The following is a 22,044-nucleotide window of genomic DNA, read 5'->3' as shown; positions in this document are numbered from 1 at the left end:
GGACAGGCCGATGGTGACATCCCTCGCGGGTCGACTCGCAAGGTGGGCGATGTTGACCCAGCCGCAAGTGCAGCGGTGCGGCCGCCTGGCGGCGGGTTCGCCGGCCCGCGGGCGGAGAAATCATATGTCCTTTACGACATGTCCAAAGGAGCCGGTGGCAGGTCCGCGCGGGTGGGAACTTTCGCCGGTCGGCACGGTCCCAGGCCGGCCCGTATGACCCCGCGCATCTCGTCGTCCGCCGTCCTCGTCGCCGCGCTGCTCGCATGCAAGAACTCCGGTCCGGCGGACCCCGAGCCCGCGATGCCCGACGCCGAGGCGCAGCCGCCCTTCGATCCCGCGGCCCTCGTCGATCGTCCGGGTGCGCCGCCGCAGGGGCCCGCGGGCGCTGCTGTCGCCATCCTCGATTACGCGCCGCAGGGAAGGACCGCGGGCGGCGCCGCGATCAAGGTCCGTTTCGACCGCCCGGTGGTCGCGCTCGGCAGCGAGCCGAGCGTCGACCCCGGCCGCTTCCTCTCGTTCACGCCGCCGATCCCGGGCTCGGCGCGGTTCGAGACCCCCGACCTGCTGGTCTTCCACCCCGACGCGGAGCTGCAGGACGCGACCCTCTACACCGCCCGCTTCGCCCCCGGCCTGGTCGGACTCGACGGTCAGGCGATGGCCCAGGGCGTCGAGTGGACGTTCGAGACGCCGCGGCCGCAGGTCGTCGAGGGCCAGCCGCTGCGCGACACGCTGACGGCGGCGATGCGCCGCGACGCGCCCTTCGTCGTCACCTTCGATCATCCGACGACCGTGGCCCAGGTCCGCGCGCACCTGCAGGCGACCGCGCGGCCGCTCGGTCGCGAGGATGCGAAGCCGGCGCCGGTGCAGCTGCAGATCCGCGAGGCCACCGCCGCGGAGGTCGAAGAGGTCGAGTACTACGGCTACACGGCCACCCGCGAGGACCGCGGCCGCTACTTCACGATCCGCGCCGGGGGGTTGTGGCCGAGCGACAGCGAGATCGTGCTGGCGGTGCGGCCGGGGCTCGTCGGCCGCCGCGGTCCGCTGCCGCTCGAGACCCCGTGGGAGATGTCCTTCGAGACCTACAGCCCGCAGGCCGTGGTCTCGCTGCCGTGCGACGAGACGACCCGCTGCGGGCTCGAGCCGATCCACGTCGGCCTGCGCAACCCGGTGCGCGCGAGCCAGGCCAAGCACGTGACGGTCAGCCCGCGGCCGAAGTCGCTGCACGTCGACATCGCCGACGCCTACGACGACGAGGGCGGGACCGAGGTCGAGATCCAGGGCCAGTTCGTGCCCGGCACGGTCTACACGATCTCGATCGCACCTGGCCTGCGGGACATCTACGGCCAGACGCTGGCGGGCGGCTTCAAGCGCACGGTGGTGATCGAGCGCCGGCCCGAGCTGGCGCTGTCGAGCACCCAGGGCACGCTGCTGCCGGGGCGCAAGCAGACGGTGGGCGTCGAGGCGCGGTTCTTCAAGTCGCTGAAGGTGCGCGCGGCGGTGGTCGACGAGCTCGAGCTGGCGCGGCAGTCGTGGCAGGCGATGGCGATGCCGGCCGGGGCGAGCGAGCGGACCGTCGCGCTCGCGCCGAAGGGCCCGGGCGGCTGGGCCTCGATCGCGCTCGACATCGGCGACCTGGTCGGCGGCAAGCGCGGGGCGGTGCTGGTCGAGGTCGCGCCCGGCGAGCTCTCGACCGCGACGGACCACGGCAGCGCCGGGCGGGTGCGCGGGCTGTACCGCCTCACCGATCTCGGGCCGGTGGTGATCGATTCGCCGACGCGCGCGGTGGTCCAGGTGCTGCGGCTGTCCGACAGCACGCCGGTGGCCGGGGCCACGGTCGCGCGGGTGGTGACGGTCGACGAGAAGACGACGACGCGCATGCTCGGCACGACCGACGGCGACGGCATGCTCGCGCTGCCACCTGTCTCGGAGTACATGGCGAAGGGGATCGTCAAGGCCGGCGAGGGCTCGCAGGCGCAGCGGCTGGTGATCGTCGATGCGGCGGGTGCCGACCGCACGGCGATCGCCGCCGGCGAGGTGCCCGCGGCCGACAGCCTGAGCGCCGACCTGGCGCCGCACGAGCGGGCCATCGCCCGCATCGTCCCCGACCGCGGCGCCTATCGCCCCGGCGAGAAGGTCAAGGTGGTCGGCTGGGCCGCGGTCGAGACCCCGCACCGCGACAGCGGCCTCAAGCACCTGGCCCAAAAGACAGAGGCGAAGTTCGTGCTCACCGACCCGCGCGGCGGCGAGGTGGCGACGCGCACCGTCAAGACCACGGCCGAGGGCAAGTACTGGGCCGAGCTCGAGCTGCCCGCCGGGGCCGCGCTGGGCAACTATCAGCTCACCGCGACGGTGCTCGGCGCCGACGCGCGCGCGACGGTCAAGGTCGAGGACTACCGCGTGCCCGAGTTCCAGGTCACGGCCAGCGTCGACCGGACCGACGTGCTCGCCGGCGAGCGCGTCGGGCTGCGCGTGGCCGCCAACTATTACTTCGGCGGCGCGGTGCCGATCGTCCACATGGCGCATCAGGCGACCTGCACGCCGCATCGCTGGCGCCCGCCCGGGCTCGACTCGACCTGGGCCGTCGGCGAGTCGATCCCGTACCGCGCCAGCGGCGGGCGCGGGCCCCGGACCGGCACCTCGCCCGACCCGAACGCGAAGCTCGGGATGCTCGAGGTCGCGACCCCATTGACGCTGCACGCTGCCGAGTTCCCGCATCGCTGCACGATCAGCGCCGAGGTCCGCGACGCCAGCAACCAGGCCATCGGCGCCGAGGCGCAGGTCCAGGTCCACCCGGCCGACTTCTACCTGGCGATGGGCATGCCCCCCGGCTATCGCCACACCGGCGATCGGATCGGCGTGCCGGTCCGCGCGGTCGGCCTCGGCGGTCAGCGCGTCGCCGTACGTGGCGCGAAGGTCATGGTCGAAAGGACATGGTCCGAAGTGAAGGAGCGCGCCGAGGGCGGGCGCATGGTCTACGACGGGACCGTCGACAAGACCGAGCGGGTCAAGAGCTGCACGCTCGACGTCGCCGCCGAGGGCCCCGACGTCCGCTGCGAGCTGCCGGCGCTCAAGGAGGGCAGCTACCAGCTGCGGGTCGAGGTGCTCACCGCCGACAAGCGGGCCGTGGCGAGCGAGGGCAACTTCTGGGTCGTCGGCGCGACGCGGTCGAAGTGGGTGCCGACGCCGCAGAAGACGTTGACTGTCGAGACCAGCGCGCAGCAGGTGACGCCCGGCGAGTCGGTCGACGTCGCCGTGCACGCGCCGTGGCGTGGCGGCCGGGGCGTGCTCGTGCTCGATCGCAAGGGTCTGCGGCAGTTCAAGCCGTTCACGTTCAAGGGCGCCGATTCCGGTACGGCCGACTTCCAGTTCACCGCCGACGACAGCTGGACCCCGCAGGTCCACGTCAGCGCGATCGTGGTCGCGCCGATCGATCCGAAGCGGCGGCCGGAGCGGCCCGAAGTGCTGAGCACGCGCACCACCGTGACCCAGGGCAGCGAGCACCGGCGGCTGCAGGTCCGGGTCGAAGCGCCGGCCAAGGCCGGGCCCGGCGACAAGGTCGAGCTGGCGGCGTTCGTGCGCGACGCCGCGGGCGAGCCGGTCGTCGGTCGGGTCGCGCTGTGGGCGGTCGACGAGGCCGTGCTGGCGCTGACCGACTACGAGGTGCCCGACCTGCTGCCGAGCTTCTTGCCCGGCGGCGCCATGGGCACGCGCGCGTACAACGACTACAGCGCGGTGCTGTGGCCGTACACGCCGGTCCACGACGATCCGTGGCTGTCGGGCACGTGGGGCTACGGGCGCGGGTTCGGGTCCGGCAGCGGGCACGGCAGCAGGACGGCGAGCGTGCGTGGGGGCTCGGCCCGGACGGAGCCGGCGGCGCGCGAGCGGTTCGAGACCACGCCGGTGTTCCTCGCCGACCTCGCGGCCGACGCCGACGGGGTGGTGCGCACGAAGGCGCAGCTGCCCGAGAACCTGACCACGTTCCGGATCTTCGCGCTGGCGTCGGCGCGCCTGGCCGACAAGAAATCACCCGGGCGCTTCGGCGTCGGCGATGCGCGCACCACCGTGACCGCGCCGTTCCTCGTGCGCGCCGCGGCGCCGCGCCAGCTGCGGCCGGGCGACGCGGCCGAGGTCGCGGCGATCGTGCAGAACTTCACCGCGGTCGCCGGCCGGGCCGCGATCGAGCTGGTGCTGCACGATGATACAGGTACGAAGGGACAGGATCTCGTGGCCATGTCCAAAAAGACAGCCGAGGTCGAGATCCCGGCCGGCGGGCAGGTGCGGGTGCCTTTCACGATCCGCGCCGACGCGGCCGGCGAGGCCAAGTTCGAGCTGCGGGCGCAGCTGCGCGCGGGCGAGGGCGTGGCGGGCCGCGACGCGGTCAAGCTGGCGCTGCCGGTCACGCCCGAGCGCACGCTGACCGAAAAAGTGGCGATGTACGGCAGCCTGGCCGACGACAAGGCGATCGCCATCCCGGTGGTGATGCCGGGCGCGGTGCGGCGCGACGTCGGCGGGGTGTCGGTGTCGGCCAGCTCTTCGCTGCTCGGCGGGCTCGAGGACGCCGCCGACGCGCTGCTCACCTATCCTTATGGTTGCGTCGAGCAGACCTCGAGCCGGCTGCTGCCGGTGGTCTCGCTGCTGGCGCTGCATTCGACCTACCCGCTGGGGCTGCGCGAGGACCCGCAGGTGTTCGTCAAGGCCGGCGTCGAGCGGATCCTCTCGATGCAGACCGGGTCGGGCGGGTTCGCCTACTGGCCCGGCGGCAACGAGGTGCACGCGTATGCCAGCGCCTACGCGACGTGGGTGCTCGACCTGGCCAAGCGCGCCGGTCACCCGGTCCCGGCCGACGCGCTCGAGCGGGCGCACGACGACCTCGCGCGCCGGCTGCCACCGGTCGACCAGCCGCAGCGGTGGGCCCGCGGCGAGATCGAGCGCCACGCGCTGGCGCTGCACGTGCTGGCCGACGCCGACCGTCCGATGCGCGCGCACGTCGACGCGCTGTTCGTCCGTCGCGCCGAGCTGCCGGCCTACGGGCGCGCGTTCCTGCTGATGGCGATGCACCGCGCCGATCCGCAGCGGCCCGAAGTGGTGACGCTGACGCAGGAGTTGCTGGCGGACCTCGAGGAGCTGCCGGCCACGGCCCACGTGATCGAGCGCGACGGTTATGCCGGCGGCGAGTATTTCCACTCCGACGGCCGCAGCGACGCGATCATCCTGTCGGCGCTGCTGCGGGTCCGCCCCGACCACGCGGTGATCGAGAAGCTGGCCCGCGGCCTGCTCGAGCGGCGCATCGGCGGGGCGTGGCGCAACACCCAGGAGAACGCCTACGCGCTGGTAGCGATCACCGACTACGCCCGCGTCCGTGAGGCCGATCCGCCTGACTTCGTCGGCCGCGCGTGGGTCGGAAGAAAACCTGTCTTTGAGGCCAGCTTCCTCGGCCGCGATCTCAAGGGCCAGGAGGCGACCGCGAAGATGCCCGACATCCTGAAGCCGACCGGCGCCGACCAGCCCGCGACCGCGACGCCGTTGACGGTGACGCTGCAGCGCCAGGGGCAGGGCCGCATGTACTACCGGCTCGGTGCCGAGTGGGCGCCGGCCGAGCCGAACCCGGCGGCCCGCGAGCACGGGCTCGAGCTCCGCCGCGAGCTCCGGCTCGCCGACGGGGCGCTGAACGGGCGATCAATCGCCATCGGCGACGCGGTGGCGATCGACCTGACCCTCGCCGCGCACACGCGGATCCGCTACGTCGCGCTCGAGATCCCGCTGCCGTCCGGGCTCGAGGCGGTCCAGCTCAACCTCGGCAAGGGCCAGGCGGCCGGCATCCTCTCCGGTCCGCGCGGCTGGTGGGCCTCGCACGAGGAGCTGCGCAGCGATCGCGTGCTGGTGTTCGCCGACGACCTGCCTCCGGGGACACATCGTCACACGGTGTTCCTGCGGGCCACCAGCCGCGGGGACTTCTCGCTGCCGCCGGCCCGCGCCGAGGCGATGTACATGCCCGAGGTGTGGGGCCGGTCCGAGGGCGCCCGCGTGACCGTACGCTGAGGGCTGGACCCCACAGCGCCTCGCCTGAGGCCGCCAGGAGCCGGAAGCGGCGCTTGTCGGCCGCGGCGCGCTCGAGGTAGACGGCGACTGTGACCACCGCGTCCCGGCTGTTCTCCACCCTCCTCGGCCTGTTGGCCGTCTCGCTCGGCGCGTGCAAGGAGGACGACACCTCCCTCGACTCGGGCATCGACGGCGCCAAGCAGGGCGACGAGCTCACCGACGCCGAGAAGGAGCAGTTCTGCGAGGCGGCCGACGCTTACGGCAAGCAGGTGTTCCCGGAGGCCGACATCGCCGCCGCGGAGTGCACCTTCAAGGCCATCAACGACGCGCTGGTGGCCGACGGCAGCGTCGACACCTGCGACACCCTGCGCAAGAGCTGCCTCGCCAACTTGCCCGAGACGGAGCCGGGCGACACTTGCAGCCTCGGGGTCGACTGGTCGAACTGCCAGGCGACGGTCAACGAGATCGAGGCCTGCTACGAGGAGTACGGGGCCGGCTACGCCGCCCGCATGCGCTCGTTCTCGTGCGCCAAGATGGCCGAGTACGCGACCACGGCCCCGAGCAAGACGGTCGAGGTCGGCCCCGACTGCAGCATCGCCCGCGCCGAGTGCCCGTCGGTCATGGGCGGCGCCTGAGCCGTCTACGACGGTGCTGCGAGGCAGGGCTCGTGCCTGTCCTTTCAGACAGATGATTTCAAGGCGACGGGCCGCCTGTCCTTCGAGACAGCCGGTCCGACGCCTCAGGGGACCTGTCCCGCGGGCCAGGCGAGGTCGACGCGCACCGGCAGGTGGTCCGAGCCGAGCGCCGATCCCAGCGCCCGCTCGGCCGTCACCAGCGCGGGGTCGTGGAGGCAGTGGTCGATGGCGATCACCGGGAACGGGTGGTCCACCGGCCAGCTCGCCTGCAAGCCGAACCCGCGCTGCGAGTCGACCAGCCCGCCGTCACGCAGCAGGCGGCGCAGCGGGGCGCTGAACGGCGAGGCGTTGAGGTCGCCGACGATCACCGGGATCCGCCCGGCCGCGCGCTGCTCGTCGGCCCACGCGCCGGCGCGCGCGAGCTGAGCATCGCGCCGCGCCGCGTAGTCGCGGCTGACCGGCGGCAAGGTGTGAACGGCGAGCACGGCGATCCGCCGCCCGGCCACCGCGAGCTCGGCGGCCAGGGCGGGGATCTCCGCGACAAGCTCTTCGCGCCATGTCCGAACGACCATGTCCAGAAAGCCATGGCGAACGAGCAGGCTCATGCCGAAGTTGTCGGCCCGCGGCACCGACTCGAGCGCGACGTGGCCGGGCATGGCCGCCAGCGCGGTCGCCCAATCGGCGTCGACCTCCTGCACGACCACGAGGTCGGCGCCGGTCTCGGCCAGCCAGGCGACGGCCTCGGCCTTGCGCGGGTTGCTCGAGAGCCCGTTGAATTGGACCAGCCGCAGCGCCGACGCTCCGGCCGCGGGCGGCCGCGCCAGCCACGACGGCGCGACCTGCCACGACTCGGCGACCAGCAGCGCCGCGGCCACGAGCGCGAGGCGGCGCCGCCGGAGCGCGAGCGCGAGGAGCAGCGCGAGCGCGGCCCCGGCGGCGTAATGGAGGCGAAAGTGACTGGCGAGGTCGAGCCGCCAGTCGAGCCCGCCGAGGTGACCGGCGAGGCTGAAGAGGCCTGTCCCGAGGAGCAGGACCACGGTGAGCCCCACGAGCGCACGCGCGAGCCGGGACGCGCGCGCGGCGACGGGCTGGGGCGAGGCGGACAAGCCGGGTGACTCTACTGCACCGGGAGGCCCGTGCGCGAGCGCGGTGACGCGCAAGTGGTCGTGGAGCGAGAATGGTGCTGTCCGAAGAGACAGCCCGCGGCCCGGGTCGGGATGCTATCCGAAGGGACAGGTGCGGCATCCAGCTCGGGAACGCCGCGGCTCGCGGCCCTGTTCAAAATGCTGTCCGAAGGGACAGGCGCGGCGCTCAGCCCGGGAACGCCGCGGCCACGCTCGCGGCCACGCGCGCGTGGGCCTCGTCGCGCAGTGGTTCGCCGTGGGCGCTGATCAGGTGACGAAATGGCTGCTCGAGCAGGCGGCGGAAATCGTCCGCCTGCGGCGAGCAGGCGCCGATCCACGTCGAGGGGATGTTCGCCGGCCCGATCAGCCCCTGGGCCGCGAACATCGCCCCGCACTCCGGCGAGAAGAAGCGATCGACGTGGGTCCAGTTCTGGATCGCGTCGCAGGTGACGAGGATCCCGCCCTCGCGCGCGAGCAGGACCGCGGCTTCGGGCAGGCTCGCCGAGGCGAACGTGAACACCGACCCGTCCGCCAGCGGGAACGGGCCGCTCTCGGCCAGCGGACGCGCCGTCGCGCGGCCGTCGGCGTGGGTCGTCCCGGGCAGTGCCCACAGCGTCGCGCCGTAGCGATCGCAGTAGAACGGATCGTCGCGGCCGTGGAACGCCCCGAGGCGCACGACGTGGCGGACCTCGCCGAGTTCCTCGAGCGCGCGCAGCCCGTCGTCGTCGAGGCGGACGGTGTTGAGCAGGGTCAGCGCGCCCGCCTCGCGGACCACCGTCATCGTCCGGCTGGTCTGAAAGTCGACGCCGGCGTGCGAGGTCTTGTTGGTGCCGAGCACCACGAACACCTCGGGGAACGCGGGCGTGAGCGCACCGTGCGGCCAGGCCGGGCTGTATTCGAACGTGGGCGACATCTCGCGCGAGGATGTCGCGGGCGATGCTCGGCGTCAACCGAGTGAGATCCGGTCGAATGTCCTGGCCGATGGACGAGCGACATATGCATCGCCTGGCTTTTCAGACATGTACGAGCGAACGTCGGGCCCGTACCGATGAAACGACTGTCCGAAAGGACAGGATTACTCGCGGGCCGCGTCTGGCTGCAGCCCGCGCAGCAGGGCCGCGGCGTGGGCCTGCAGCGCGGCGGCGAAGTCGAGACGCAGCGGCCGGAGGGTCGGGCACGCGAGCGTCGCCGCCAGCTCGGGGGCGGGGTGGGCCATCTGATGCAGTCCGACGGCGGCGGCGTGGAGGTGGAGGAAGAACCGCAGGCCGTCGCCGGCGCGCAGGGCCGGGCAGCGCCGCTCGAGCAGCGTCGCGGTCTGCAGCATCTGCTGCAGCATGCCGCGCCGCCACGCCAGCACCACCGGGGGCGCGACGTTGTGCTCGAGCACCGCGTGCTGCAGCGCCAGCAGCCGGGCCAGCCGGACCCGCCCCGCCAGCGAGCGCGCCAGCAGCTCGGCCGCCGCCTCGGCGGCCACCGGCGCCTCGTCGCCGGCCAGCGTCGCCTCCACCTCGGTCAGCCACTCGCCGAGCTGCTCGAGCGCGAGCTGCAGGAACAGCTCCTCCTTGGTGGCGAAGTAGAGATAAACTGTCCCTTTGGCCAGGTTGGCGCGGCGGGCGATGTCGGCCACCGTGACTGCGTTGTAGGGCATCTCGTCGAACGCCTCGGCCGCCGCGCACAGCAGCACGCGCCGGCGCGATTGCTTGTCCGCGTCGGCCCGCGCGCGTCGCTTCGGCGGGGCATCTACCATCGATCAGGAGCTCCACGGTGAATGAGGCACCGGCCGGAGTCAACCCGCGTAGATCCGTTCGCAGGAACAATTCGGATGTCCCGAAGGACAGGTCACTCGTGCACTGACGTTCGCCGGGCGCTCGCTTAGTTGCGTTCAGCTGTCAATTCGTACATCGTCCCGCGCATGCTTTCACCACGCGGCGAGCGGCTCATCGACGTCGGCGGCGTGCGGCTCGCCGCGCTCTGCTTCGGCCCCGAGGACGGTGTTCCGGTGCTGGCGATGCACGGCTGGCTCGACAACGCGGCCAGCTTCGAGCGGCTCGCGGAACACCTCTCCGGCGTCAACCTCGTCGCGCTCGACCTCGCGGGTCACGGCCTGTCGCAGCGACGCGCCGACGGTGTCTACGTGTTCCTCGACTACGTCGCCGACGCGTCGCTGGCGATCTCGGCGCTCGGCTGGTCGCGCTGCGTCGTCGTCGGCCACTCGCTCGGGGCGGGCGTCGCGGCCCTGCTCGCTGGGACATGTCCCGAACAGGTCGCGAAGCTGGTCCTGCTCGAAGGCCTCGGGCCGCTCACGAGTCCCGACGAGGCCGCGCCGAAACAGCTGCGTGAGGCCCTGCAGGCCGAGCAGGCGGCCCGCGCCCGCGACGAGCACGTCGGTTACGCCGACGCCGAACAGGTCGCGCAGCGACTGGCGACTGCCACGGGCATGCGCGTCGACTCGGCGCGGATCTTGCTGCGCCGCGGCCTCGAACCTCACGCGGGCCGGGTCCGCTGGCGAGCCGATCCCCGCCTGCGTCTGCCCTCGCGTCAGCGGCTCACGGAGGCGCAGGTGCGGACTTTCTTCACGGCCGTCGTGTGCCCGACCCTGGTCGTGCGCGCCGTCCCGGGCATGACGTTCGACGAGGCGCTGATGCGGGAGCGCCTGGCCGCGCTCGCCGGCGCCGTGCTCGCCGAGCTGCCCGGCGGCCACCACGTCCACCTCGACGAGCCCGCGGCGACCGCCGCGATCGTCGGCCCGTTCGTGACGGGAGCTGAATCGGCAGCGTGACAGTGTTCTGCGCGCGCTCTGCGCTGCGGGCTCCGGGACCCCTCATCCGAATTTGGCCGCCGATCCGTCCCGCGATACCCTGCGGCCGGATACGCCCATGGGTGAACAAAACATCGCCACGTCCGACGACGACCAGCTGCGCAATTTCATGAAGAAGCTCCTCGACGACGTGGTCGCGCTCGAGCGGCTGCTCGAGACCGATCGCTTCGAGACCGGCGTGCGCCGGGTCGGCGCCGAGCAGGAGATGTTCCTCGTCGACCGCAGCCTGCGTCCCGCCTCCGTGGTGATGGAAGTGCTCGAGCGCGCCCAGGACCCGCGCCTCACCACCGAGCTCGCGCGCTTCAACCTCGAGGCCAACCTCTCGCCGCAGGTGTTCAACGCGTCCTGCCTGCGCCGCATGGAGGACGAGCTCAACGAGGTCGTCGGGGTCGCCCGCGACGCCGCGCGCCACTGCGGCGCCGACATCCTGCTGACCGGCATCCTGCCGACCCTGCGCAAGGCCGACCTCGGGCTCGACAACATGACGCCCAAGCCGCGCTACCTCGAGCTGAACCGCACCCTGCGGCGGCTCCGCGGCGACGACTTCCACGTCCTGATCCGCGGCATCGAGGAGCTCGAGACGACGCACGACAACGTGATGCTCGAGTCGTGCAACACCAGCTTCCAGGTCCACTTCCAGGTCAGCCCGAGCGAGTTCGCCAAGTTCTACAACCTCGCCCAGGCGGTCACCGGGCCGATCCTCGCCGCGGCCGTCAACTCGCCGGTGCTGCTCAAGCACCGCCTGTGGCACGAGACCCGAATCGCGCTGTTCGAGCGCTCGGTCGACACCCGCTCGCAGGTCCGGGTCGACCGCGCTGCCCGCCCGCGCGTGCACTTCGGCGACGGGTGGATCCAGCAGGGCGTGCTCGAGATCTTCCGCGAGGACATCGCCCGCTTCCGCATCCTCATCGCCAACGCGATCGACGAGGACCCGATGCAGGTGATCGACCGCGGCGGGATCCCGCAGTTCGGCGCGCTGCGCCTGCACAACGGCACCGTGTACCGCTGGAACCGCGCCTGCTACGGCCTCAGCGGCGACAAGGCCCACCTTCGCATCGAGAACCGGGTGCTGCCGTCGGGCCCGACAGTCCTCGACGAGGTCGCCAACGCGGCGTTCTTCTTCGGCCTGATGGCCGCGCTGGCCGAGGACGAGCGGCCTGTCTTCAAGGACATGTCCTTCGAGGACGCCAAGGCCAACTTCTTCAACGCCGCGCGCGACGGCCTCAAGGCCCAGCAGACGTGGAAGGGCAAGACGATGTCGGCGCAGGATCTGATCCTCGGCGAGCTGCTGCAGACGGCCCGCTGGGGCCTGCAGCACGTCAAGGTCGACGGCAGCGACATCGACCGCTATCTCGGCACGATCGAGGAGCGGGTCCGCAAGGGCACCACCGGCGCGCAGTGGATGCTCAACTCGCTGCACGCGATGGGCGAGCAGGGCACCTCGGACGTCCGCTACCGCACGCTGTCGGCGGCGATGCTGGCCAACCAGAAGAGCGGCGCGCCGGTCCACACGTGGGAGACGGCGCGGCTCGAGGGCGAGCCGAAGACCTGGCGCGACTCGTACCAGACGGCCGGCCAGTTCATGTCGACCGACATCTTCACGGTCCAGGGCAGCGACATCATCGATCTCGCGGCCAACATCATGGACTGGAAGAAGATCCGGCACATCCTGGTCGAGGACGAGGAGGGCCGGCTGGTCGGGCTGCTGTCGCACCGCGCGCTGATCCGCATGGTCGCCCGCGGGTCCCGCGTGGCCCAGGACAACGCCACGGTGGCGCAGCTGATGGTCAAGAACCCGCTGACGATCGGGCCGGAGATGCCGACGCTCGAGGTCATGAAGCTGATGCGTGAGCGCGGCATCTCGTGCCTGCCGGTGGTCGAGGGCGACAAGCTGGTCGGGGTGATCACCGAGCGCGACCTCATCGACGTGTCGGGCAAGCTGCTCGAGAGCTACCTGCGTGACGCTCAGCAGTAGCGCGCCGCCGGCGGACCCGGGCGCGCACCCGCGCGTGCTCGGGCGCTACGACAGCGGGCGCCCCGGCCCGACGGTCGTGTGCATCGGGGCGCTCCACGGCAACGAGCCGGCTGGCCTTTCGGCCATCTCGCGCGTGCTCGCCCGCCTGCGCGCGACCGACGTGCCGCTGCGCGGGCAGCTGCTCGGCGTGTCCGGCAACCGGCGCGCGCTGGCCCAGGGCCGCCGGTTCGTCGACCGCGACCTCAACCGCCAGTGGACCGCCGAGAACATCGCCCGCATCGCCCAGGGCCAGCTGGCGACGGCGGAGGACCAGGAGACGCGCGAGCTGCTCGGCGTGTTCCTGCCGCTGCTGCGCCGCGGGCCGGTCAGCTTCATCGACCTGCACAGCACGTCGAGCCTGTCGCCGCCGTTTTCGTGCATGGCCGACGTGCTGCGCAACCGACCGCTGGCGCTGGCGCTGCCGATCCCGGTGGTGCTCGGGCTCGACGAGGTCATCGAGGGCTCGATGCTCGGTTACCTGTGCGACCTCGGCCACGTCGGCGTGGCGGTCGAGGGCGGGCAGCACGACGACCCACGCACGATCGATTTCCACGAGTCGGCGCTGCTGCTGATGCTGGTCGCGGCCGGCTCGCTCGAGCCGCGTCACGTGCCGGACCTCGCGGCCCATCGCGCTCGCCTCGGGGCCGCGAGCGGCGGCATGCCGGCCGTGTGCGAGATCCGCCACCGCCACGTCATCCAGCCCGAGGACGAGCCGTTCGTGATGAAGCCGGGCTTCGTCAACTTCCAGGTCGTCGAGCGCGGCCAGGTCATCGCCGACGATCGCCGCGGCCCGCTGCGCGTGCCCGAGACCGGGCTGGTGATGCTGCCGCGCTACCAGGGCCAGGGCGACGACGGCTTCTTCATCGCCCGCCCGGTGACGCGCAACGTCCTGCGCCTGTCGGCGGCGCTGCGGACGCTGCGACTCGACGTGCTGGTGCCGTACCTGCCCGGGGTGTCGCGCGACCCGCAGCGGCCCGACCACTACATCGCCGACCCGGCGGTCGCCCGCGTGGCGGTGAAGCAAGTGTTCCACCTGTTCGGCTATCGCCAGGAGCGCGCGCACGCCGAGCGGCTGGTGTTCAGCCGCCGGAGACCGGTGGCCCGCCCGGTGCTGCCGGCCGAGCTGGCGCCGCTGCTGCGCGAGGACGAAGAGGGCTGAAGTAGGGCCGCAGTGCCGAGGCTGCTGGCGGTTGCTGGTCCTCGGCTTCGACGCTAGGCTCGCGCAGTGTTCGTCGAAGCCCTCCGCAGGCACCTCGAGCTGGCTCGACGGGGCTTGCTGACGCTGCGTCGATTTCCCACGTGGCTCGACCCGGAGCGGCGGGAAGCGTGGTTCCTCGCGATCTTCGAGGCCGAGGAGGCGTCGCTCGCAGGTCGTGAAGCTCGGTGGTTCGAGGACGCCTTACGTCCCTGGGACGGCGAATTCAAGGAGCTCCTCGTCGAGTGTCTGCTCACGGGTCTCGCAGACGCCGCGCTGTTCGTCGGCGAGCCGGACAAGGATGAGCTGTTGCTCGAGCGAGCCGTGCTGTCGGTGTTGCTCAGGCACCAGATCGTCAAGAGGTGGGATGCCTTGTCGGGAGGGATCCGCGGGCGACGATCGGCGGAGGTGGCTCAGGAGGCAGACGCCAGGGCGCGCGCCGAACATACCGATCTGAGAGGCGTCGGGGTCTCGCGATATGCCGACGAGCTCCAGCTCGCGCGGACGGTGCGGGGCGAAGTGAAGCTTCTGGCCGCCGGCGAGGTGTTCCTCGGCCTTCGCGGGCGCGAGGCGGTCCGGTGGTTGCTGGCGCTCGAGGTCTCATCGGCGCTCGGCGATCACGATCGATGGAGAGTCAGCATGAGTCGAGCCAAGGCTCTGACTGAGTCGCTGGTCGAATTTTTTGAGGACGGAGCCCCGGCGCCGTGGCCGTGGGACTTCTTCACAAGACGGCTCGAGCTCGAAGGGCTGGTCGAGGTCGAGGAGCGTCGTGATGAGCATGGCGTCTTCGACTGGCGTTGTCGGGTAACCCCGCTCGGGGTCGAGCTGTTCGGCGAGCTCGACCAACCCTCCGGCGAGGCGTTGCGCTCGCTCGCGCGGGCGACCCTCGCCGATGAAGCGCATGAGGCCTTGCACGGGCGGCCGCCGGCCGTGTCCGAAGCCGCGGAGCTGGGGCGGCACACGCGAATGGTCGCGCACGAGCTGCGGAACATCTTGGTTCCGGTCCAGCTGTCCTTGAAACAGTTGCGGCGCCTCGGCGGCTCGGAGGGGTTCGTCGCGGACAATGCCGAGACCCTGAGCGTCATCTCCGGTGGGCTCGAGCGAGCGCTCCGTTTCGCCACCGAGACCGCGCGCATGACGAGTCACGGGTCGAGCCGTGACGAGCTCTTCGCGGTGGAGGCGGCGTTGCGCGACGCGATCGCGGGCGTGCAATCTGCGCTGCGACATCCTGTCGAGTTCGAAGCGGCCGCCGGTGTCGAGCGCGTCTATCTTCGCGGTCGACGTGATCGATTCGTTCTGGCCGTGCTGAACCTTCTGCGCAACGCGAGTCAGGTCGGCGGAGCCGAGGTGCGGATCCTTGTCCAGGCCGAGATGCTGGGAAGGTCGGGCGCTCGCCTCGTCGTCCTCGTCGAGGACGACGGCCCAGGCGTGCCGGCCGATCAGCGTGCTGCGATCTTCGCCGACGGCGTCTCGTTTCGTGCGGGCGGGAGCGGCCACGGCCTCGCGCTCGTCCGCGAGGTCATCGAAGTCGAGTTACGCGGCTCGATCCATTGTGAGCCGAGCCCACGCGGAGGCGCGCGCTTCGTCCTGCGCTTGCCGATCCCGCTCGAAGGAGTGACATGACGCTGAGCCCCAAGATCCTGATCGTCGACGACGATCCGAGCTTCGTGCAGATCTACCTCGGCATCCTCAAGGATGAGGGCTACTCGGCCGAGAGCGCCGCCACGCGCGACGAGGCGCTGGCGAGGCTCGACGCGGGCGACTGGACGGCGGTCCTGCTCGATCAGCGGCTGCGTGGCGCTGATGGGCCCGATAGCGGGCTCGATCTGCTGGAGGAGGTTTCTCGGCGCTCGCCCGGGGCCAAGACCATCGTGGTGACCGGATACGCCGACAGCCGCGCCGTCGAGCGGGCCTTCGAGCTCGGCGCCTACGACTATCTCGAGAAGAACGCCGTGCTCGATGCGCTGCTGCGGATCAAGCTGCGCAGCGCGTGGGAGAGCGTCCGCGCGCGCGACGCCGCTGCCCTCGAACGCGGCGAGCTCGATCGGCAGCTGCGAGACACCTGGAGCGCGTGCCTGCGCGAGACCGACAAGAATCGCAAGGGGGCCCTCCTCGAGGAGGTGCTCGACACGCTCTTTCGCACCATGCCGGGCTTCGTGGTCTTCAGTCGCAACCGCCGCAACGACATCGAGGAGATGGACCTCGTCGTGCGCATCGAGTCGAGCGATCCGTTTTGGCGAGACGAAGGGCAGTACCTCCTCGTCGAGTGCAAGCACTGGAGCTCACCCGTGCCGCGCCGCGAGTTCGATTCGCTGCGCGGGAAGATGAACCGCAAGCATCGCCGCTGCCGGCTGGGGGTGTTCGTGGCGTTGAACGGTTTCACGCAGCCGTTCCGGGCGATGGCGACGCTCGTCTCGAGCGAGAGCCACGATCTGGTGCTGCCGGTCGAGCGAGAGCGTCTGGAGCGATGGATCGGCGCGAGCGACCGCGTGCAGTTCCTCAAGGATCTGCACGGCGAGGTGACGACCGCGGCGGACGCCAAGTAGCGGGGGATTCAGATCGAGCGCATGCCCCGTAATGGGGGCTGAATCCGCATGCTCCAAGCGACAGGCAGAAGACGCGGGTCGCTTCGCGAGAGGGTGCTGGCCCATAGGACATGTCAGATCGAGCATGTCCCGCGCGACATGCCCCATCCGACATGCCCTCGAGGTCAGACGCCTCACTTGCGCGGCTGGATCATCTGGAAGTAGCGCTTGATGCGGCGGCGCTGCTCGGCGGGCAGGGCCTCGCTGTCGAGCGCGCTCTGGGCGAACGACTTGTAGTCGCGGTACATGTCGCGGTAGGGCGCCGAGGCGAAGCCCTCCTGGCTGGCGGTCTTGATGATCTCCGCCTTGGTGGTGCCCTTGCCGTGCCTGGGATCGACGCGCACGTCCTTCGGCTTGACCTTCAGGCCGCTGGCGTCGCCGAGCGCCTCGGCCGAGCCCTGGCCCATGCCGTCTCCCATCGCCTGGCCGTCGCCGGCCGAGTCCTGGCCCGAGCTGTCCTGGCCGTCGCCGCCGGAGTCGCCGCTGTCCTGCGGGTTGCCGCCGTCGCCGCTGTCCTGCGGGTCGCCGCCGGCGTCGCCTTCCATCTGCATCGACGGCTCGCCGTCGCCGACGTCGCCCTCGACCAGCATGGTGGGGCCTTCTTTCTTGTCGCCGCGCTTGCCCTTGGCGGCCTTGGCGAACTTCTGCATCTGCTGCTTGCGCTTGTCGTCCTGCTCGCCGCCCTGGCCGGCGCGGCGCATGAAGCTCTTGGCCTCCTCGAGGTCGTCGCGGGCCTGGCCGAGGCGGCGCGCCTGTGAGGCCTTGCGGGCGGCGTCGCCGGCCCCGCGGCGCAGCTGCTCGAGCGCGCGCTTCTTCTGCTGCGAGCCCTGCTGGCCCTTCTGGGCGTCGTTGGCCTGGCGGCGCAGCTCGTCGAGCTTGCGCTGGGCGGCCTTCTCGCGCTCGTGCTGGCGGCGCAGCTCGTCGACCTTCTGCTGCTGCTTCTTGAGCCGGCGCTCCTGCTCGTCCGAATCGGCGGCGGGCTGCTCCTGCTGGCGCTTGAGCCGGCGCTCGGCCTCGGCCAGCTGCGACGCGGTGTCGGTGTTCTCGCCGGCCGCCTTGCCGAGCGACTTCTCGGCCTGCTTCATCGCCCGCTGCAGCGACTCCTCGGCCTCGTCGCTGGCCTCGGCCGCGGCCTCGGCGTCGGCCAGCGACTTCTCGGCCTCGTCGCCGTCGCCGCGCGCCAGCGCCTCGGCCGCGTCCTGCGTGATCTCCTCCTGCTTGAGCGCCTCGGCCAGCTGGCGCACGCCCTCGGCCAGCACGGCCGGGTCCTCCTCCATGCGCGCCTCGAGCTCGGCCTCGGCGTCGGCCAGCGACTTGTCGAGCTGCTCGAGCTGGGCGTACGCGGCCTCGCGATCGAGCTCGCCGCGCCCGTAGGCGTCGAGGATCTGCAGCATCCGGTCGGCCAGCGCGGCGGCCCGATCCTGGCCCTCCTTGAGCGCGCGCAGGTCCTCGCGCAGCGGCTCGGCCAGGGCGCGGTCGGGCGGCGGCTTCTTGGCGGCGGCCTTGGCTGGTTCTTCGGACATGTCCGAAGAGGCATGATCCTCGGCGACGGGCGCCGGCGGGTACGGGACCAGCGAGGCCAGCACGAGCAGGAGGACCGCGGCGAAGTCGTGGACCCGCAGGCCCGGCGGGCGCAGCGGGACGACCGGGCGCGGATCGATCGCCGGCGCGGCCGCCTCGGCGTCGGCGACGTGCAGGGCCATCAGGTCGGCGGCCGCGAGATCGGCGGAGGCGCTGCTGCCGGCGAACTCGAGGGCGTTGCCGATCAGGTCGTGGAGGCCGTAGTGAGCGTCGATGCGCCGCGCGACCCGCCGCGGCCGGGCCGGGCGCACGACCGCCCAGACGAGCACCGCCGCCGCCGGGACGAGGCCGAGCCAGGCGAGCCAGGCGGGCGCGTCGAGCCTGCGGGACGCCACCAGGGCGACGGCCGCGAGGGCGCAGCCGAGCGGCAAGGCGACCCGCGTCAGCAGGGCGGCGGCGTCGGCGATCCGCTCGCGCCGGCAGGCAGCCCGCACGAGGCGGGTGACCCGCGGGGCGGCCTGGGCTGCGCGTTCGGACATGTCCTTCGGGGCCTGGCTCATCGGACACCTTCTTCACGGCAGCGCGAGCGCGGCGCGGCGGGCTGGGCTGTACGTTCGGACATGTCCCAAAGGACCTGCGACGACCTCGTGATCGACCTGTCCCCGGGGACATCTACGACGGTCCGCGCGCGAGCGCGCGGCGAGGCGGTCTCCGGAGCGCGACGGGCGGGCGGCACGTCGGCCGATTCTAGCCGCAGCGGCCGAGCCCGGCGAGGCTTCGGCCCGAGAACCGGGCCAGGGCGGCCGCGGCAGGCCCGCCGGACGCGGGCCGGGTGGACCCGCGCGTCCGCGCAGCGCCGCGAAGAAGGCGCGCAGGTCGCCGAGCTCGGAGGCGAAGTGACCGTCGCGGTCGTGCTCCTGCCAGAAGACGGTGCGCTGGCGGCGAGGGCGGCGAAGTCGTCAGGGTCACCGGAGGGGAAGGCGAAGCACTGGGTGACGTGGGCGCCGATGAGGGTCGGACGCGACGAGGGCGATCTCGCGGCCGACGATCGAGCCGAAATCGTGCCGTGGACGCCGAAGCGGTCGTAGCCGAGCTCGGGCATGAGGCGGACGAAGGCGATGCGCTCGGGACTCCAGCCCCTGGAGGTGGGCCCGAGAAGCCGAAGCCAGGCACAGCGGGCAGGACGACGTGAGAGGCGTCCGACGCCCGTGCTCGCGCGCCCCGATGTGGCCCGGACGCTGGTCGCGCACCAAATAGCCTCAAGGACATGTTCTAATGAACATGTCCTCGAGGCTATGCTTTAAAGAGCATGCCCTTGCGGGCAGGCGGGTCACGCGGCCGAGCGGGTGACGTCGGCGCGCGGCGTGAACAGCCACTCGAGGGCTTCGGGGGCGCGCTTGCGCCAGTGGTGTTCAGAGTGGGCGCCGTACGGATCGGGGCGCCACATCAGCTCGTCGTCGCTGTAGCCGGAGGACTGGAGCTGGGCCACCAGGCGTTCGGCGTCGGACAGCATGTCGCCCTCGTGGGCGCCGGCGTCGACGTAGATCCGCGAGGTGAGGGGGCGCGGGAGTTCGGCGATGCGGTCGTAGATCTTGCGCTCGGCGACCCACAGCGAGGGGGACATACAGAGCGCGGCGCCGAAGATGTCGGAGCGGCGGAAGTGGGCGTAGAGGGCGGCGAGACCGCCCATCGACGAGCCGCCGATCGCGGTGCCGGCGACGTCGTCGCGGACCGAGAACTCGCGCTGGATCCGCGGGACCAGCTCGTCCGTCAGCCAGTCGATCAGGTGATCGGCCTCGCCGCGGCTGTCCTCCCACGGGAACGGCGACAGCTCGTGGATCCGGTCGACGCCGCCGTGATCGATGCCGACGATCACGGGCGCCGGCTTGCCCACGGCGTGCAGGTCGTGCGCGGCGTGGTGCAGATACCAGCCTCCTGCCATCGAGGGGTCGTCGTGGAAGATGTTCTGTCCGTCGAAGATGTAGAGCACCGGCAGCGGTGAGCCGTCGTTGCGCTCGGTCGGGAGATACACGCGGACGTGACGCTCGCCGGCGAACTTGGGCAGGCTGAACGGGCCGATCTTGTAGATGACGTGAGTGGCCATGAGTCTCCTGAGCGAGGGCATAGTCGGATGACGCAGGTCGGCACGTGGGCTCCTCTCACATTCGCTGCTTTCGGTCGCCGGGGCCGCGAGCGCGCCCACGACGGCGAATGCGCGATCGTGGCGGCGTGCGCGAGCGATGGACCCGTGCCATACCTGCGGATCGCGGCCGGCGAGGCGGTCCGGCGCCGCCGGGCGCTGGTGCGGCCGCGGAGGCACGGCCCGCATCGCGCGCCGCCCTCGACAGCCCTGCGAGGGTCCGGGCGATGGACAGGACCCAGCGGCTCTTCGCGGTCCTGGACGCGCTCCGCCGCCACCGGCACCCGGTCTCGGCCGCGCAAATGGCGGAGGCGCAGGGCGTGTCGGTACGCACGCTCTACCGCGACGTGCAGACGTCGATCGGGCTCGGTGCGCCGATCGACGGCCGGGTTCTTCCTGCCGCCGCTGATGTTCATGACCCGAGGGACATGCTCCCGAGTACATGTCCCGGAGCACATGCCCCGAGGGGCATGTCCTAAGAGGCCTGCTTCTTCGCGCGCGGCTGGGCCGGGAACGCGCTCCAGGCCGCCGGGTCGAGCGCCCCGCCGAGGCCTTGAGGGATCCCCGTGGCGAACAGCACCCGGTCGTTGCGGCGGCGGACCAGCGACGTCGTCGGCATCTTCTCCATCAGGTATTTGGAAAAGGCCGCCTCGAACTCGCGGGCGTCCGCCTCCGAGTCCCACGCGATCATCCCGATCACCAGCGGAAGCACCTCGGGACCGGCCTTGCGGTCGAACACCAGCAGGTGGTCGCCGCCCCAGCCGGCCGCGGCCGCGCGCGCGTCGCTCGTCGGCACCGAGTCCGCCAGCATGCACAGCAGCGTCGACTCGCCCAGGGTGTCTTGCCAGACCAGCGCGTGCCCGGGCAGCGCGGCGGCCAGCGCCGTGGGCTCGGCCTTGACCGCGATCGCCGGCTCGCGGGCGATCAGCTTGTCGACGTGGAGCATCTGCTCGCTGGTCGTCGGCAGGTCCTTGTAGAGCGCGTCGACGGCCGCCCAGCCCTTCTCGCGGACCAACGCCGCCACCGTCGCCGCCCCGTCGGCGTACGGCAATTGCAGCGAGCGGTTGAGGATCGGGTGGTCGAGCATCGACGACAGGCTCAGGGCCTGGTCGCCGACCGTCGCCAGCACCTCGGGTGGGATCGCCGACAGCCCGGTGGGACCGGACACCCAGGCGAGATAGGCCGCCTGCGCGTCGCCCTCGACCAGGAACGTGCGCGCCGTCTCGGCGTCGCTGTCGCCCGGGATCGGCTTCTGCAGGCGCAGCAGATCGAAGTGCATGTCTTGCAGGCCGTGGGCGATCTCGTGGCCCACCACCATGTCGAGCTGCGCCTCGCTGACGTGGGTGCCGATCAGCATCGCCTTCTTCTTCGGCTCGTAGATGCCCATCACGCCGAGCTCGAGCATGTCGAGCAGGATCTGCTCGCCGTCGGCCCCGGGCGGCAGCACCCCGAGGCTGGCCTCGATGCGGGTGAACAGCCGGATCTCGTCGCGGCTGTGGTGCTCGTACATCGACTTCTCGGCGAACAGGCGCACGTCGCCGCGGCTCAGCACCTCGACCGCCACCCCGCCGGTGATCGGCAGGCCGCGGGCGGCCGCCACCGCCTCCATGATCTTCTTGGTGAGCGCCTCGGCCCGCGGCTGCGACATGCCGCCGGCGGTCGTCGTGGCCTGGCTGGCCGGAGGGGCATGTCCGGAAGGACTGGTCGTGTCCGGATCGGCCGCCACCGCCGGACCGCTCGGAGCGCCGTGTCCGCAGGCCAGCGGGGCGATCAGCGCGAGGGCGGCGCCGAGGCGACGCGCCCCTGCGAGACGCGGCGCAGGTTCGCGGATGAGGTCGGTCGTCCGAGGACGGGGCAGCGACGGGAGCTCATCTTCGCGGTCCTGCGGCGGCGCAGACTCACGGCGGGTTCGCGGGGCAGTGCGACGCAACACGACGAGCAGGGTAGCGGGGGCGAGGCGGCGCCGCTACCCT

13 protein-coding genes and 1 pseudogene are annotated in these 22,044 nt (G+C 71.9%); 8 read left to right on the top strand and 6 right to left on the bottom strand.

Features of this window, described 5'->3' with window-relative positions; genetic code table 11:
- Positions 1 to 213: 213 nt before the first annotated feature.
- Positions 214 to 6,039: an Ig-like domain-containing alpha-2-macroglobulin family protein gene (locus POL25_RS40540; RefSeq protein ID WP_272091788.1), complete on the top strand. Its 5,826-nt coding sequence runs from the start codon at positions 214 to 216 to the stop codon at positions 6,037 to 6,039.
- Between the two features lie 89 nt (positions 6,040 to 6,128).
- Positions 6,129 to 6,674: a hypothetical protein gene (locus tag POL25_RS40535; protein WP_272091787.1), complete on the top strand. Its 546-nt coding sequence runs from the start codon at positions 6,129 to 6,131 to the stop codon at positions 6,672 to 6,674.
- A 104-nt stretch (positions 6,675 to 6,778) separates the two neighbouring features.
- Here POL25_RS40535 and POL25_RS40530 read toward each other — a convergent pair whose 3' ends face one another.
- The 3 genes from POL25_RS40530 to POL25_RS40520 all read right to left on the bottom strand — a co-directional run bounded on the left by POL25_RS40530 (position 6,779) and on the right by POL25_RS40520 (position 9,545).
- On the bottom strand, positions 6,779 to 7,780 hold the full coding sequence (locus tag POL25_RS40530; RefSeq protein WP_272091786.1) for an endonuclease/exonuclease/phosphatase family protein: 1,002 nt from the start codon (positions 7,778 to 7,780) through the stop codon (positions 6,779 to 6,781).
- 205 nt (positions 7,781 to 7,985) lie between these two features.
- Positions 7,986 to 8,711: an MBL fold metallo-hydrolase gene (locus POL25_RS40525; RefSeq protein ID WP_272091785.1), complete on the bottom strand. Its 726-nt coding sequence runs from the start codon at positions 8,709 to 8,711 to the stop codon at positions 7,986 to 7,988.
- A 162-nt stretch (positions 8,712 to 8,873) separates the two neighbouring features.
- Positions 8,874 to 9,545, bottom strand: coding sequence for a TetR/AcrR family transcriptional regulator (locus POL25_RS40520; RefSeq protein ID WP_272091784.1), 672 nt, complete (start codon positions 9,543 to 9,545; stop codon positions 8,874 to 8,876).
- Between the two features lie 165 nt (positions 9,546 to 9,710).
- Here POL25_RS40520 and POL25_RS40515 point away from each other — a divergent pair, with 165 nt between their 5' ends.
- The 5 genes from POL25_RS40515 to POL25_RS40495 all read left to right on the top strand — a co-directional run bounded on the left by POL25_RS40515 (position 9,711) and on the right by POL25_RS40495 (position 16,371).
- Positions 9,711 to 10,577, top strand: coding sequence for an alpha/beta fold hydrolase (locus POL25_RS40515; protein WP_272091783.1), 867 nt, complete (start codon positions 9,711 to 9,713; stop codon positions 10,575 to 10,577).
- 97 nt (positions 10,578 to 10,674) lie between these two features.
- A complete protein-coding gene (locus POL25_RS40510; protein ID WP_272091782.1) occupies positions 10,675 to 12,591 on the top strand; it encodes a CBS domain-containing protein in 1,917 nt (638 codons plus the stop codon).
- Positions 12,575 to 13,789, top strand: a complete 1,215-nt coding sequence (locus tag POL25_RS40505; protein WP_272091781.1) for a M14 family metallopeptidase — start codon at positions 12,575 to 12,577, stop codon at positions 13,787 to 13,789. The genes POL25_RS40510 and POL25_RS40505 overlap by 17 nt, the downstream gene beginning before the upstream one ends.
- A gap of 66 nt (positions 13,790 to 13,855) precedes the next feature.
- Complete coding sequence (locus POL25_RS44760; protein WP_272091780.1) at positions 13,856 to 15,448, top strand: sensor histidine kinase; 1,593 nt, start codon at positions 13,856 to 13,858, stop codon at positions 15,446 to 15,448.
- Positions 15,445 to 16,371 (top strand): response regulator, encoded by a 927-nt coding sequence (locus POL25_RS40495; protein WP_272091779.1) that lies wholly within the window; start codon positions 15,445 to 15,447, stop codon positions 16,369 to 16,371. The genes POL25_RS44760 and POL25_RS40495 overlap by 4 nt, the downstream gene beginning before the upstream one ends.
- Before the next feature lie 173 nt (positions 16,372 to 16,544).
- Here the strand turns inward: POL25_RS40495 and POL25_RS40490 are convergent, their stop codons facing one another.
- Together POL25_RS40490 and POL25_RS40485 are read right to left on the bottom strand one after the other, a co-directional pair.
- Positions 16,545 to 18,491, bottom strand: a complete 1,947-nt coding sequence (locus POL25_RS40490; protein WP_272091778.1) for a DUF8809 domain-containing protein — start codon at positions 18,489 to 18,491, stop codon at positions 16,545 to 16,547.
- A gap of 770 nt (positions 18,492 to 19,261) precedes the next feature.
- On the bottom strand, positions 19,262 to 20,035 hold the full coding sequence (locus POL25_RS40485; protein ID WP_272091777.1) for an alpha/beta hydrolase: 774 nt from the start codon (positions 20,033 to 20,035) through the stop codon (positions 19,262 to 19,264).
- Positions 20,036 to 20,298: 263 nt separating this feature from the next.
- Between POL25_RS40485 and POL25_RS45130 the strand changes: the two are divergent.
- Positions 20,299 to 20,485: pseudogene (locus tag POL25_RS45130) on the top strand (helix-turn-helix transcriptional regulator); the annotation flags it as partial.
- 61 nt (positions 20,486 to 20,546) lie between these two features.
- Here the strand turns inward: POL25_RS45130 and POL25_RS40475 are convergent.
- Positions 20,547 to 22,004: a hypothetical protein gene (locus POL25_RS40475; RefSeq protein ID WP_272091775.1), complete on the bottom strand. Its 1,458-nt coding sequence runs from the start codon at positions 22,002 to 22,004 to the stop codon at positions 20,547 to 20,549.
- Between the last annotated feature and the right edge of the window lie 40 nt (positions 22,005 to 22,044).

The organism is Nannocystis bainbridge (assembly GCF_028368995.1).
GTDB lineage: Bacteria > Myxococcota_A > Polyangia > Nannocystales > Nannocystaceae > Nannocystis > Nannocystis bainbridge.
This window is presented reverse-complemented; position numbering and strand designations above follow the sequence as displayed.